18 protein-coding genes are annotated in these 13,773 nt (G+C 70.3%); 1 reads left to right on the plus strand and 17 read right to left on the minus strand.

Annotated elements, in window-relative coordinates; translation table 11 throughout:
• Positions 1 to 393 (plus strand): hypothetical protein (locus tag VNJ48_RS13425; protein WP_325602907.1); only part of this gene is annotated, 393 nt, incomplete at its 5' end.
• A 149-nt stretch (positions 394 to 542) separates the two neighbouring features.
• Here VNJ48_RS13425 and VNJ48_RS13430 read toward each other — a convergent pair.
• The 17 genes from VNJ48_RS13430 to VNJ48_RS13510 form a co-directional block, all read right to left on the minus strand.
• Positions 543 to 887: a hypothetical protein gene (locus VNJ48_RS13430; RefSeq protein ID WP_325602909.1), complete on the minus strand. Its 345-nt coding sequence runs from the start codon at positions 885 to 887 to the stop codon at positions 543 to 545.
• A gap of 4 nt (positions 888 to 891) precedes the next feature.
• A complete protein-coding gene (locus VNJ48_RS13435) occupies positions 892 to 3,759 on the minus strand; it encodes a hypothetical protein (protein WP_325602911.1) in 2,868 nt (955 codons plus the stop codon).
• A gap of 48 nt (positions 3,760 to 3,807) precedes the next feature.
• A complete protein-coding gene (locus VNJ48_RS13440; RefSeq protein ID WP_325602913.1) occupies positions 3,808 to 6,339 on the minus strand; it encodes a glycoside hydrolase family 5 protein in 2,532 nt (843 codons plus the stop codon).
• Positions 6,340 to 6,345: 6 nt separating this feature from the next.
• Positions 6,346 to 6,729 (minus strand): hypothetical protein, encoded by a 384-nt coding sequence (locus VNJ48_RS13445; protein ID WP_325602915.1) that lies wholly within the window; start codon positions 6,727 to 6,729, stop codon positions 6,346 to 6,348.
• Between the two features lie 3 nt (positions 6,730 to 6,732).
• Positions 6,733 to 6,990 carry a hypothetical protein gene (locus VNJ48_RS13450; RefSeq protein ID WP_325602917.1) on the minus strand — a complete coding sequence of 86 codons (258 nt, stop codon included), beginning with the start codon at positions 6,988 to 6,990 and terminating at the stop codon, positions 6,733 to 6,735.
• Complete coding sequence (locus VNJ48_RS13455) at positions 6,977 to 7,189, minus strand: hypothetical protein (RefSeq protein WP_325602919.1); 213 nt, start codon at positions 7,187 to 7,189, stop codon at positions 6,977 to 6,979. The genes VNJ48_RS13450 and VNJ48_RS13455 overlap by 14 nt, the downstream gene beginning before the upstream one ends.
• Positions 7,190 to 7,191: 2 nt before the next feature.
• Positions 7,192 to 7,464 (minus strand): hypothetical protein, encoded by a 273-nt coding sequence (locus VNJ48_RS13460; RefSeq protein ID WP_325602921.1) that lies wholly within the window; start codon positions 7,462 to 7,464, stop codon positions 7,192 to 7,194.
• 17 nt (positions 7,465 to 7,481) lie between these two features.
• Entirely contained in the window at positions 7,482 to 7,760 is a 279-nt protein-coding gene (locus VNJ48_RS13465) for a helix-turn-helix transcriptional regulator (RefSeq protein WP_325602923.1), read from the minus strand.
• Positions 7,760 to 8,722, minus strand: a complete 963-nt coding sequence (locus VNJ48_RS13470; RefSeq protein WP_325602925.1) for a hypothetical protein — start codon at positions 8,720 to 8,722, stop codon at positions 7,760 to 7,762. The genes VNJ48_RS13465 and VNJ48_RS13470 overlap by 1 nt, the downstream gene beginning before the upstream one ends.
• A 70-nt stretch (positions 8,723 to 8,792) precedes the next feature.
• Entirely contained in the window at positions 8,793 to 9,506 is a 714-nt protein-coding gene (locus VNJ48_RS13475) for a hypothetical protein (RefSeq protein ID WP_325602927.1), read from the minus strand.
• 211 nt (positions 9,507 to 9,717) lie between these two features.
• Positions 9,718 to 9,969 (minus strand): thermonuclease family protein, encoded by a 252-nt coding sequence (locus VNJ48_RS13480; protein WP_325602929.1) that lies wholly within the window; start codon positions 9,967 to 9,969, stop codon positions 9,718 to 9,720.
• Positions 9,970 to 10,061: 92 nt separating this feature from the next.
• Positions 10,062 to 10,259 carry a hypothetical protein gene (locus tag VNJ48_RS13485; protein WP_325602931.1) on the minus strand — a complete coding sequence of 66 codons (198 nt, stop codon included), beginning with the start codon at positions 10,257 to 10,259 and terminating at the stop codon, positions 10,062 to 10,064.
• 68 nt (positions 10,260 to 10,327) lie between these two features.
• On the minus strand, positions 10,328 to 10,849 hold the full coding sequence (locus VNJ48_RS13490) for a hypothetical protein (protein WP_325602933.1): 522 nt from the start codon (positions 10,847 to 10,849) through the stop codon (positions 10,328 to 10,330).
• Between the two features lie 199 nt (positions 10,850 to 11,048).
• Positions 11,049 to 11,258, minus strand: a complete 210-nt coding sequence (locus VNJ48_RS13495; protein ID WP_325602935.1) for a hypothetical protein — start codon at positions 11,256 to 11,258, stop codon at positions 11,049 to 11,051.
• Between the two features lie 39 nt (positions 11,259 to 11,297).
• On the minus strand, positions 11,298 to 11,594 hold the full coding sequence (locus VNJ48_RS13500) for a hypothetical protein (RefSeq protein WP_325602937.1): 297 nt from the start codon (positions 11,592 to 11,594) through the stop codon (positions 11,298 to 11,300).
• 161 nt (positions 11,595 to 11,755) lie between these two features.
• Positions 11,756 to 12,379 (minus strand): hypothetical protein, encoded by a 624-nt coding sequence (locus VNJ48_RS13505; RefSeq protein WP_325602939.1) that lies wholly within the window; start codon positions 12,377 to 12,379, stop codon positions 11,756 to 11,758.
• On the minus strand, positions 12,376 to 13,770 hold the full coding sequence (locus VNJ48_RS13510; protein ID WP_325602941.1) for a hypothetical protein: 1,395 nt from the start codon (positions 13,768 to 13,770) through the stop codon (positions 12,376 to 12,378). The genes VNJ48_RS13505 and VNJ48_RS13510 overlap by 4 nt, the downstream gene beginning before the upstream one ends.
• Between the last annotated feature and the right edge of the window lie 3 nt (positions 13,771 to 13,773).

A 13,773-nucleotide genomic window follows, 5' to 3' on the forward strand; every position in this document is an offset into this window, starting at 1 on the left:
GCCGCGTCGGAGCGCGACCGGGCCCGCGCCCAGGCCCGGCACGCGCGGGCGTTGACCCGCTACCTCGAGGGCAAGCTGCCCGGGACCGTGCTCGACGCCGAGGACGCCGCGCTGGCCGAGGCGGTGGCGGCGGCGGACCGCGCCCTCGCCCGGCTCCCCCAGGCGCCGGACGTCGCCGCGCTCCGCCGGTCGTGGGACCTCCTGAGCGCGGCCGCCGGCGTGGTTCACGCCTACCGGGACGACGAGCTCGCCGCGATCCTGAGCGAGGCCGGGACCGTCGTCGTGTCGCGGGAGGGCGTCCGGCTGGCGTGGGGGGACCGCCTGGTCGGGCTCGGCGACCCGCCCGCGGTGCCGCTCCCCCGCGCGTGGGCGGTTCGGCCGCGCGCGATCTAACCGTGTCCCCTCGGTGGATTGTGGCTCGGCTTCATCGTCCTAGGGGACACGTTCAGACACCGTCGCGACCCCACGACGACGAGCGGCCGGTTGCCCGTGCCTACTCACGTACTCACTCTGTCGGGGTTATCGTGCCGCTACGCCCGCCCCTACCCCTGCGCCCGCGTGACCAGGACGCTGCCCGTGTCGCCGTGGTCGAGGGTGACGACGTCGCCGTTCGAGAGCGTGGCGATGAGTCGGTAGCCGTAGGAGACGAGGCCCAGCCCCGCCGTTTGCTGGGCCGTGAGTGGCGTGTGAACGACCTGAGCCGCCGGGTAGACGCCGCTGGCGAGTGTCCCCGCCGCCGCGACCACGACGGCGCCGTTCCGCGTGATCTGCAAGGCGATTGTCGCGCCCGCAAGGTTCGGCGCGTTGGCGAGCGTCCAAGCGGGCGGCCCCTGGCCGATGACGGTGTAGGCGTCTCCCTGGTGGAGATGGATGACTGGCGTTGCCATGGTGTTACTCCTCGACGATCGCGACGACGTGCGGGACGGTGACGGTGGCGGTGACGTGCTGGACCAGGACGACCGCGCCCCGCTCCGGCACGGCGATGGTGCTGGCCCGATCCGGGACCGCGACGCTGGCCGTGATGTGCGGGACGGAGACGACCGCCGAGATCGGTCCGGTGGCCGGGCCTGACGCGCCCTCGACGCCCGATGCGTCGTCGGTCCCGACGAGGCCCCCGGTGTCCGCACGGGTGAGCGCGGCGACCATGGCCAGCGCATCGACCGCCGTCATCGTCGCGAGGTCCGCGATCGACCGGGATACCGCCAGCGTTGCCGTCTCGGAGCCGGTCAGCGTCGCGCCGTCCGTCGTCGCCGCGTTGGCATCCATCGTCGCGGCGTCGACCCCGGTCGCCGTCCCCGCGTCCGCCGCCGTGAGCGACGCCGTGACACCCGCGACGGCGTCCGTCCCGATGAGGGCGCCGGTGTCGGCGGCCGTGACCGCCACCCCGCCGGTGGCCACCGACTGGGCATCCGCGCCGGTGAGCGCCCCGGCGTCGGCTCCCGTCAGGGATGCCGTCGGCGACGCGGCCTCCGCGCCGACGATCGATCCCACGTCGGCCGTGGTGATCCCGGCCGCTATCGTCGCGACATCGAGCCCAGTGAGTACGCCCGCGTCGGTCGCCGTGCGGGTGACGCTGATGCTGGTCACTGCGTCGGTGCCGGTGAGCGATCCGGTGTCCGCGACGTCGTGGCTTGCGCTGACACCCGTGACGATGTCGGTGCCCGCGAGCGATCCGGTGTCGTTGACGGTGACCGGCGTGACCGCCGTGGCCGACGCCGTCTCGATGCCCGTCGCGGTCCCCGTGTCGACCACGGTCATCGAGGCCGTGGCCGTGACCACATCCGTGCCGGTGAGCGTGCCCACGCCCGCGATCGAGCGGGACGCCGTGATCGTGGCGACGGCGTCGGCACCCGTAACGGTGCCCATGTCGGGGGCGCCGAGGTTCGCCGCGACGCTCGTGACCGCGTCGGCCCCGGCCAAGACGGCCGTGTCGGCGACGCCCACCGGCGTCACCGCGACGGTCGCCCGGGCGTCGACCCCGGCCATGCTGCCAGCGTCCGCCACGGCGAGGCTCGTCGCCATCGTCGTGGCGTCCGATCCGGTCAGGATGCCCGTGTCGGCCCCTACGAGGCTCGCAGACGCGCTGGATGCGTCTACGCCGGTTCCGGTGCCATCGTCGGCCATCGTGAGCGCAGCGGCCGTCGTGGCCACGTCCGCACCCGTCAGGCTGCCGGTATCGGCTGCGGCCACCGGGACGACCGCAGCGGTGGTCGGGTCGTCGACGCCTGTCATGGTGGCCGTGTCGGCCATCGTGAGGGAGCTACTTATCGCCGCAACCGTCTCGGTCCCGATGGGCAGCCCGGTATCGGACGAGGTCAGGGTGGCGCTGGTGGCGACAGCGTCAACCCCGGTCGACGTGCCGGTGTCCGCCAGCCCGAACGACACGGTCGCCGTCGCCGTAGCCGTGCCGGTTGCCGTCCCGCTGTCCGTGACGATGTGGGATGCGCTCGTGCTTGCGGCGTCTGTACCGACCAGGCTGACGGTGTCGGCGGTGACGAGGGACGCGGTGACCGCGTTTGTCGCCGTGCCCGTCGCCGTGCCCGTGTCGGCCATCGTGGGCGCAGCGGCCGTCGCAATGGCGTCCGCGCTCGCCATCGTCCCGCTGTCTGCAACGGCCAGTGACGCGACGAGGGTCGCCCGCTCGCCGCCGAAGGTCAGATCGCCGAACGTGCCGTCGCCGATGACGGCGCCCGATGCGATGCTCCCGACGTCCGCAGCGGATACCGCTACCGACGACCCCGAGACGGACACGGACGGCCCGTCGACCGCCGTGGCCGACCCAGCGTCCGCCACCGTGACCTCAACCGCGAGCGACGCCGACTCCGACGCTGCCACGAGCCCGGTATCGCCATGTGTCAGGCTGGCCGTCGTGGTGGACGCATCGGATCCGGTGAGTGCCCCCGTGTCGACAACGGTCAGGGTGACACTCGTGGCGGCGACGTCCGTGCCGGTGACGACCCCGCTATCCGTGTCGGTGCGGGAGGCAGACGTCGATGCCGTGTCGGTTCCGGTGAGTGCCCCCGTGTCGGCCGTGGTCAGCGATGCCGCGAGGGTGGTTGCATCCGATCCCGCTGCGCCACCGGTGTCCGCGCCCGAGGCGGTCGCGCTGCCCCCGGCCGCCGCCCGCAGCGTGCCCGCCCGGATAGCCCACGTCTTGCTGGCGGCGTAGGTCGCGTTGGAGACGTAGGCCCCGGTCGCCGCCACGATCCGGTACTGCGTGTGGAGCTGTCGGTCGTTGCTGCCCGCCGCCGTGGCGGCCTCGTCGAGTTCGGTGTAGTCAACGCCCGGCGTCGTCGCCGTCGCGCCAACGGCCGCGTCGAGCGAGAAAATCAGTTCGTCGGCCGCGACGGTCGCCCCGAGCGTGACCGACGGCGAGATAGAAGCCCCCACGGCCCCGAGAATCTGGTCGATTCCGAGCGCGGTGTCTAAGCCAGAGAAGGTGTGTAGCCGCGAGATGCGGGTCGACCCCGTCCCTGACCACGTCGCCGTGACCGTGTCGTTGATGGCGAGCGCGTTGGCGACGTGGCAGAAGGCGAGCGCGGAGCCGACCGACGTGCCGTTGACCGTATTGCCGACCAGGGTCCAGGTGTTGCCCTTGGAGTCGGTGACGCCGGTCAGCGTTCGAGAGCCGTTGCTGACGAAGAAGCCGACGACCGTCTCGCCGACCGCCGCGCCCGCCGTGAGCGTGATGATCCGGCTGGCGACGAGCGCCCCGTTGTAGCTGTCTTCGCCGATCCTGGCGACGTAAGCGATAGCCATCTAGCTGAACCCACCCCGCCGGGTCATCGGCCTATGGTGCTGTGACAGTTAGGCGGGCACGGGGCGAAGGTAGCCGTGGATGCCGACCTGATTCACGGTGGTCGAGGAGATGACGGCCCCGGCGGGCAGGATGATCGGCTCCATCTGGGCCAGCGGCCACTTGTCGCCCGAGCTCAGCCCGTTGATCGTCGCCTTGGTCAAGGTGTCGGCGGCCGTCATGGTCGTAATGACGAGCTGCTTGGACGCCGGGACGGTGTACGTGACGGTGCTGGTCACGCCGACGTGCAGCGGCTCGATGGTGGCGATGGCGTCCACGAGGAAGCCCCACAGCCGGTGGAGGGCGGCGGATCCCGCCGTCACCGTGAGGGCCTGGGACGCGGACACCAACACCGGGGCAGGGAGCGAGAAATTGGCCCCGCCGTGGCCGAGGAAGCCGTGGCTGATCTTGACTCCGTCGGCGAGCACGAAGTTCGTCCCGTCGTCCTGGGCCAGGAAGGTGATGTATAGCACCTTCCCCGCCGGTGGGGTGTAGGGCAGCGCGTTGCCGCCGAGCACGACGAGCGCCGACGACTGCCCGTTGACCGCCAGCGGGTGCGGATACTTGAGCGTGCCGGTGGATCCGCCGCCGCCGGTCGGGGCCGACCACCTGACCCCCATCGGCTGGGCAGCGTCGGCGGTCAGGACCGTCCCGGCCGCGCCGACCGCCAGGCTGTCCACCGCACCGAACGCGGTGCCGACGATCAGCGCCCCCTTACCGTCCACGGGGAGCATCCCTCCGGACGCCGACGGAACGCCGAGGTGGGCCAGCATGACGGCGGTGGGCGGCTTGGCGGGGGCGGTGTAGTTGGCGACGCCGTTGGTCGAGGACGGGGTCAGCGACGTCGCGGACGTGTAGGCGGGGCCGCCCGCCCAGTAGGTCGCGTGCGCCCCGTACTGGTCGAACAGACCGAGGAGGGTGTTGAGGTCGGTCCGCCACTCGGCCGCCGACGTGCTCGTGTCGTTGAGGACGCCGAACTCGCCGAGGAAGATCGGGAGTGCCCGCGTCTGCCCCCACGACAGCATCGGCGTAACGTTTCCGGAGAGGCGGTCGCGGTACGCGACGGCCCACGTGGCGTTCGCCCCGGCGTACGTGCCGGAGTGGTCGCTGTCCTGGTAGTAGTGCGCCGAGTAGTAGACCTTATTCACGCCGGTGTCCGGAACCCACGGCGTCGGGTCGGTGCCGTAGTTGTTGACGAAGTTCTGCATCCCCCCCCACTGGTCGAGCTCGACCACGACCGGGTGGACCGTGTCGACGGAGCGGATGCCCGCCAGCCCTGCCCGGTTGAGCAGCGTCGCGGTCGCCGTGGTGTTGTAGGTCGTGGGCGACGTCGGCACCGGCATGTCGTGGGGCTCGTTCATCACGTCGTAGCCCCACACGGCCGGGTGGGCCTTGTAGCGCGCCGCCACCTTGGCCCACAAGTCCTGGAGGTGTGCGGGGGTGAGCGTCCCGTCGCCGATGGTGTTGGCGGTGGTGCCGAAGCCCGTGGTCGAGCCGTTGACGTTGAAGGTGGTGTTGTCGATGGAGAGCTTGGAGAAGTCGGACTTGATGACGACCCGCCCGGCGGTGAGCGCCGCGTCGGTGGGGTACGTGCCCTTGACGACGCCGTCGATGGTGAAGCGGACGTTCCCCGCCAGCGCCTGGTTCGCATCGACGATAGCCGTGTAGTCGGTGTTCAGGGCGAAGACCTGCGCGCCGGACCCGAGCGTGGTGCTGACCCCGCCGACCTTCTTGCCCGCCGCCCAGACGCTCGCCGAGCGGTCGAGGCGCAGCCAGTAGTAGTTGTCTCCGTCCTTGGCGACGCCATGGAACTCCATGCTCGCCGCGCCGGCCTCGGAGGTGAACCGCGCGGTGGCCGTGAAGGTCTGCGTTGCGGATGAGAGCGTGGACCCCGCCCGCATGACGGGGAAGTCCGAGCCGGGGTCGGAGATCAGGCGACCAGCCGACACGGAGAGGTTGCTGCCGGTCCACGGCCCGATGGTGGACGTGAAGTCCGCGGTGAACCCGCCGGCGGTCTCGATCGTTCGCCGCCCGTAGTTGTGGCAGTCGAGGAGGACGAACACACCTGCTGTCTCGGCTGCGTTCAGGACCGCGCTGACCTGCGCGGCGTACGTCTCGTCGAGCACGCCGTTGAGGAGCGGCTGCATGCGCTCCCACGTCCATGGCACCCGGTACAGCGTCAACCCTTTGCCGCCCCAGAACTGGAAGTCGGCCAGCTTGGGGAAGAAGTAGTCCTGGTCGGGGGAACCGCCGAACGAGCCGTGCGCCCCAAACTCGCCGCCGGACAGGTTGATGCCGCGCTGCACGCCCGTGCCGGGCGTGGCCCCTCCACCTGTGAGGGGCCTCGGGACGTAGGTGGCCTGGGCCTGCCTCCACGCGAGGACGTCACCCTCGGTGCCCGCCGCGTAGCTCGACCCACGGTAGTACGTGCCGTTGGCGTCGATGTCGACCAGCGCGTCTTTGACGCTGTCGACGTACGTGCGGATCACGTCCGTCGATAGCGGGTCGGGGATGGTGTAGGCGTTGGGGTTGATACGTGCCATCGGGGACTAGGCCGCCGTCAACGTAAGCGTCACAGTTAGCGTGGCAGTAGTCGAGCTGTTCTTCACGAAGAAGCCCGCCGAGACGCCCCGGTGGAGCATCACGCCCGCCGCCGCCGCGTTGAACAGGGCGAACTCGTCCCAGGTCCCCACTGCGTCCGCCGCCGCCCACGTCGCGACCGACGTGAGGACGCTACCGGAGCGCGTGGAGGACGTGACCGGCTTGCGGGCCTTGGACGCCCCCTGGAGGTCCGTCTGCGCGATGGCGAAGGCGCCGGATGCGCCCACGCCGAAGCCGACGCCCTGGTGTGCGTTGGCGGTGGCGAAGTTGGTGAGCGCCTCGCCCACCGCGAGGCCCATCATCTGCTGTGCGCCGCTTGTCGTGAGGCCCATGGTCTAGTTGCCTTTCTCGCGGAGGATCGTCCGCATGTCGTCGCTGAGGCCATCCGCCTCGTGGTCGATGCCGGCGTCGCGGAGTTGCGCCCGCTTCGCCGCCCGGATCTCGGGGTCGTCGAGATGCGGCCCCTCCTCGATCGCGGGCGTGGTGTTGACCTCGCCCGCCGCCATCAACCGGGCGTACTCCTCGGCCGAGATCGTGACGGTCTCCGCCGCGTCGTCGCCGTGTGCCGCTGCCGTGTCCTTATGCGTCGCCATGTGCTGCCTCCTTGTGCTGAGCTTCGAGGGCCGCGATCCGGTCCTCGGATGTGATGAGCGACCCATCCGGGTCGTACCAGAGGGTGACGACCGAGACCTGGTCGGGCGGGCCGTCCGCCCACCCCGTGCGGGGGAGCGTCCAGCCCTCGGCCGTGGCCTCCAGCCGGACGGGGCCGGTGCGCGTCGTGTCGGTCGGCATAGCTACGTCGGCCTGTTCAGTTCGACCGCACCGACCTTGCGGTCTTTGGGGTCGAAGATGCGATAGCCCGCCAGGTCCTCGAGCTGGTTCTGGACCCACGCGACGATGCCGATGATCGCGGTGATCGCCAGCGCCTCCTCCAGCCCCGCGAACTGGTGCCAGTCGTTGCGCTCGATGGCCTCCACGATGACCGAGGCGACGGCGCCCTGGATCGCCGTGCGCCCGCCTCGCCGCAGGTTGTCGGCTCCGGCGCTGCTGCTGCCGTTGTTCGCCATGGTGCTGATCCTTTCTGCTAGACGTCGTCTGGGCGCTCGCCCGGCGCTTGCGGGAGGACGGTCGTTGCGTCGGCGAGGCCCATGAGGTAGCACGCAAGCCGCCCGGGCGAGCCGGCGCGGATGCCCAACGTGTCGTAGGCGGCGGTCATGTGGTTCTTCACCGTCTGGTCGGTGATGAAGAGGGCCTCGCCGATCTCCGTGCCCGTCTTGCCGAGGCACGATTGGCGCAGGACCTCCACTTGACGCGCCGTCAGGCGGGCGACCGGGGTCGGGTCGGGCGGCGGCGGGGCGTACATCAGGCGGCCTGGTCGACGTCGACGATCTCGGACAGGTGCGCCATTGGGATACGGGAACCTCCTGCGGCAATACCCCACTTATTGTTCTCGTGGAGGTAGACGATCCGCACGACGTCGCCGGGGCGCAGGCTCGACCGGGACCGCGTCGCGCTGCCCACCGACGTGTAGCAGCCCGTCAACGCTTCGACGCGAAACTCGCGGTTGACGAGCCGGAACGTCACGCCGTTGAGCATCGTGGCGTCGGGCATCGGGTCGAGCTTCATCGCCGGCGGCATGGGCGCCCGGCGGTAGACCGGCCCGGCCGGCTTAGCCGCCGTCGCCCCGACCTGCGCGGCCTTCAGAATCGGCTGGACCCGGTCGATGAGCTCGCCATTGATGTAGGCCCACAGGACGGAGCCGGGGCACGCCTTGTAGGCGACGCCGCAGAACTCGCGGTGGCCGTAGTTGTGGGTGAGGCCGTCCGGCTTGATCGGGTACCGGTCCCATGCGATGCCGTCGTCGTGCGCCCGGCTGGCCGCCCACCGGGCGAGGTCCCGGCGCGTGTTGTCGTGGATCGGGTCGTCGTAGAACCCCTCGACCTCGATCGACTCCAGGTGCATGTTGATGACGCTGGCGAACCCGCCGTAGGCCGCCACGAACTGTCGGGCGTCCTCGGACGCGACCGCCGAGTTGTACGGACCCTGCGCCCATCCACTCATGTCGGCGTCCGTGCCGGTGATCCGGTTGATCTCCGTCATCGTGGCGTCGGCGTTCTCTGAGATGGCCCAGTCGGTCAGGCCGCGCACGTCGGGCCGGGAGAGCCATCCCGCCGCGCCGTTGCCCTGCGCCCGGTGCCAGCCCAGCCCGTGCCGCGTGCGGGGACCGAGCAGGTCCATCCCGACGCCGTTCACCTTGCGCGTGGCGAGGGCAACGTTATGTTCGGGCAGTGCGACGAGGCCCTTGGTCATATCTGGTGTACTCATGTCGTCTCCCTCAGCCCCACCGGGGCGCTTGCTTCGTCCTGCATGAACGCGGGCTCGCTGAACCGGGCGCTCACGATACGACCCGGTCCACGAACATCGTGGCCTCGCCGTCCTCGCGGATCAGCCGGTCGAGCACCTCCAGCGGGAGGTAGACCAGGTGCGGATAATCCCGTCCCCACGAGTTGAGCAGCGGCACGGCGCCGAGCGTGGCGTAGGCGGGCGATTGCAGGCAGGCGAGCACCTCGTCGGCGGATTGCGCCCAGCGGTTCTCGACGATGCCCTCAGCGGGGTCCACAGGCCGTGCTACGCCACGGTAGATCGGCACATGACCCACACGCCGTAGCACGTCCATGGCCGCCCTGACGCTCGTCCCGTTGTCATCGCCGGGGTTGGTGTCACTCCACTCGTCGATTTCCTTCGCGCGGTTCCAGAGCCACCGGGCATCCAGGCGCTTCCGGTTGAGCAGCGTCATGGCGCGGCTCGCCGCCCAACCTACGCAGGCGCCTTCACGTTGCTGGTTGTGGTAAACCCACCATGCATTTGAGTCGCGGAGCGACTGCGGCTTGAGGCAGACGGCGTGGCCGCCGCGGACGCGGCCGAGGTCGCCCCGCCCGATCCACCAACGACCGTCGCTGCCGACGGTGGGCCGGTCAAAGGCGCTGTACCAGAGGGCGCCCAACACCACCGGCACCGGCGTCGTCGGGACCGTGGCGGCGGTGAGCGGGTAGCGGGCGGTGTGGACCCAGTTGGAGGGCTCACGACGGCCTAGCGGTCGTTCGATCATCGGGGGCCCCCGTCGTAGGGCAATCTTGTCCCGCGATCTGCGTTCTGTGCTTCTTGCATCGCCTCCTTTAGCAGCTCCTCACTAGCCCGCACACCCTCGACAAAGTGGGCGTTCTGTGGTTGTTGCGTTTCGAGTTGCCCCCGATACGCTGCAAGCCACGAGACAATCGCGTGAGCGCGTCCGTGGGGTATCTGCACCATCAACTCGTCGGTCATCGCGGCCCCCCGTCGTAGGGCACGGCGTGTCCCAAGTCGACGAGCTTCTGGTTGAGGTTCTCCCCGGCGACTATGAACACGGCAAGGTAACGCCCAAATTTTTCGCGTTGTGACTTGACCGTCTCGATCTCGCAGGTCGACCCGACCGGCAGCCAATGGACCACCATCGCCGTGGCCTTCTTCCCCGCCTCGGTGTACCGCTCGGGCGCGTCGATCCCCGCCCAGCGGAGCGTCACGTCGACGCTCACGTCCAGGCCGAGGTGGCAGCGAACAGCGGTGGTATCCGCGTCGATGTGCCGGAGGATCGTCGCCCGGTAGCTATTTGAGTCCCAAGGTTGACTCACGCGACGACGGCCTTGACGCACTCGCCCTGGTTGCGGAACAACGGCGTGCCGTCCTCCGCGAGGAAGGTTGCGAACCCACCCTCGAAACACACGCCCTGGGGCACGTTCAGGTGGTTTCCGGCAGAGACGGAACCCGTGAGCGCCGACGCTCCGAGGGTGACGGCGATGGCGATGGCAGCGATGAACTTCTTCATGGTTGTGCTCCTTGTGTCGATATGCCTGACGATGACGGCTCGGTACGTGTTGCTGTCGAAAGGCGCGCTCACAACGGCTCCTTCTCGCGGGCGACCAGCCTCTGCACGTCGGCGTCCGTCGGCGTGAGGTAGAAGCTCGTTTCGGCCTCGACCTTGTTCGGCAGCCGGTGGAATTGCCGAAAGAATGAGAGCGTCCAGACGGTGAGCCCGTAGCCGAGCAGGGGGCCGCCGACGAGGAAGTAGGCGCGCGCCACGTCCACCGCCGCCTCAGCGGTCATCGGCAGGGGCGGACTTGCCTGGATATCCGGGCGATATCCAGGCAAGTCGCGGATGTAGAGCAACAACGTGCCCGCGAACAGCACGCTCGTCGCGATCGAGGTGAACAGCAGCCCGGCGGCGCGGGGGCTCCACTCGTTCGGCCTGCGGCCGATGATCAACACCAGCGCCGAGTAGCCGAAGGTGATCGCCAACTCCGCCGCGATCAGCCTGTCCACCCAGTCGCCGGTCGACGATCGGTGATGCTGCCACAGCAGGTAGAACACGACCAGGACGGGGATATGCCAGAGGAGGAAGGGGGGGATGCGATTCATGCCTGCCGCCTCCGATCAGGGAAATAATCGTTTTCGAGCGGCCGGTCGCGGGACGTCCACGCTTGTGCGTCGATGTCAATCAGAAGTCGCCCGACCCGATCCGTCGTTCGGTACGTCTCCTCAAGGACCGCGCGCGCCGCCGCAACGTCGGGATCGGGCGTCAGGCGGACGAGTCGTGACCACCAATGTCGCAACCGCGTCACGTCGCCATCCTCCGCTCCAGGTCGTCGATCTTCGCCAGCAGGTCCGGGACTCGATCCGCGAGGGCGACCTTCTTCTGGTTGTCGACGTTCGCCGCGGTCGTCAACTCCTTGATGGTCGCCTTGAACTCCGCGCGCTCCTTCAAGAGGAAGGCGAAGGCCGCCCCAACCACGGCCGTGAGCGCCGAGAAGAGCAAGTCTGGGGTCATGCGTGAGCGCCCCGATCAGCATCACGTCGCGCCCCGCCATCACTCCGCTTCATCCGCACGGCGCTCCTCGGAGGGCAGCTCGGTGACGAGGACGGAGTTTTCCCGGGCATGCTCGAGCCGCGCCGCTTGGTCCAACCGTTCGTCCTTGCCGCCTTCTAGCTTGCCGATGGCCCGCTGCTCGCGACCCGCCGAGTCGACCGAGTCGGTCAAGCGGGCGCCGAGCGACCGCTGGATCTCCGTCAGCGTCGTCGCGTTGATCCGGGCGGCGTGCCACGCGGCGGTGGCGCACAGGGCCGCGACGATGGCCGCGACGGCGGCGATCCACTCGACGTCCATTAGGCGGTCCTCGTCATGCGTGCGCTCCGGGTAACGACAAAAGCCCCCTACCGGGACTCGGTGCGCGCCGTGGGGCGGTGACCAGTCCAGTAGGGGGCGGGGCCTCTCGCGAGGCGCGGCCCTTATTCATCTGCGCCTAGTGTAGCAAACCCCCGCCGCGCCTAGACGTCCTCGATTTTGTATCCGACGTGGTAGCTCGAGGACGCGGTCAGCGTGGCCGTCGTCATCAGCCGCCATCGCGACGATTGCAACGGCGCGTCGTTCCAGGCCACGTAGAAGGGGACGGGCGCGGCCGTCGGATCCACCGCCCACACGTTGACCAGGTACTTCGTGTCGGCACGCTCCCGGCCGAAGGTGACGGTCGCGACGACCGCTGGGATGGCGACGGTGGCCGCCGCCGGGTCGGTCCCCGTGACGACGACCAGGCGGCCGACCCGATCGTTGCCATCCGGCACGGTCGCCGTCGGGCCGCCCACCGTCCCCGCCCCGCTGTTCGCGGCGGCGGTCGGCACCGCGTCGCTCACCACGTCGCCGTCGCCGACCCGCGTGGTCCGGTCGTCGATCACGCCGGCGTTGTTGAGCACGCGTAGCGTCTCGTCGAGGCCGTCGAAGCCGCTCGGCACCTTGCCCACCACGGCCGGCGGCTGGCGATGCCTCGTGTCGTGCGTCGTCTCGTCGCGCCGCTGCCGGGCAAGGTCGGCCGCGGTCGTCACGTCGAGGTCCTGCCGCAGGACCCGGTCGTGGACGCTGCCGGGCTGGATCAGGCGGTCTCGTCGGCTCCTCATGTCCACGTCCCCGAGATGGTCAGGATGCCCGACGCCGGCGAGAGACTCGCCGCCTGGACCCGCAGCGAGACCGCCATGTCGGCGCTCGGCAGGGTCACCCGGACGGTGTCGCCGACGTCGAACCAGGCGAAGCAGCCATCCTCGTCGACGAGGTCGACCCGCGCCGTCTGCCCCCGGGTGACCGACCGGGCCAACTCCGACCGGGCGATGGGCCTTAGCGTCGAGCGCGTCACCGCCCCCGCGTAGGCGCGGCTGCCCTCGCGCCGCCCGACCGCCGCGATGCTGGCCGGGTCGAGCACCCAGAAGCCACGCGCCACCGCGTACCGCTCGTCGGACGGGGTCACGTAGAGCGCGTTCTCGACCGGCGCCAGCGACATCGGCAGCCGCCCGTCGACGACGTGGACGTTGGCGACCAGCTCCACCGCGCGGCTCAGGTCGCGCCCGATCCGGTCCGACCACCGCAGCTCGCGGTCGCCACGCGCCGCCATCCGCTTGGGCGTCCCGTCGCTCCACTCCTGGCCGGAGCCGGACGCCGTGCCGGTCACGACGCCGGCGAGCGTCTCCCCGCGCAGCTCGGGCGTTATGTCGTCGCCCAGCTCGTCGATATTTAGCCGTTCGAAGACGACGTTGCCCTCCAGCGCCACCGTCCGGACCGCCCAGGCCACGACCGCGCCCGGCGCGCCGCCGGGCGGGCGGTGCACCTTCGGCAGCAGCAGCTTCTCGCCGAGCTCCAGCCAGCTCCGCGCCCCGATCTCGACCAGCCCGTCGACCGCGCTCGGTACCGCGTCCGTCACGACCCCGGCCCAGTCGCCCCACGTCGGGTGGCGGTGGCGCACCCACATGCCGCGCAGCCGGTCGAGCGGGTCCGCCCCGATCGCCCAGGCGTCCGCGACCGTGACGTCGGCGCTGAGCGTCCCGACCCCGGAGACCTCCCACGACATGGTGGGGTCGAACGCCGTGATCGTGCGGACGTCCCCCCAGCCGGGCCGCGAGATGAGCAGGTCCGTGATGCCGGGGCCGACCGACGTGTCCGGGTAGAGGCCCACGGCGGCCGTCGCGACCACGGCGGGCGCGATGGTCACGGCTTGGACGCTGGCGGCGGAGACGCCGGTCGCGGTGCCGGTGTCGGCCCGGCTGATCAGGGTCACAGGCCGAACCGAGGCGGCGTCGGCCCCAGCCGTGATGCCGGTATCGGCCCGGCTGATCAGGGTCACGACCTGAACCGAGGCGGCGTCGATGCCGGTCGCGGTGCCGGTGTCGGCGGCCGAGACGAGCGTCGGCCCGCCGAACGTGAAGTCGCCGAACGCGAGGGTACCGAACGTCCTGTCGCCAGCGCCGCCGTCGGCCCCGTAGACCGCGGCCCCGTAGAGGAACGTCCCGTACAGACTCATGGC

It is taken from the genome of Nocardioides sp., from assembly GCF_035576065.1.
Taxonomy (GTDB): Bacteria; Actinomycetota; Actinomycetes; order Propionibacteriales; family Nocardioidaceae; genus Nocardioides.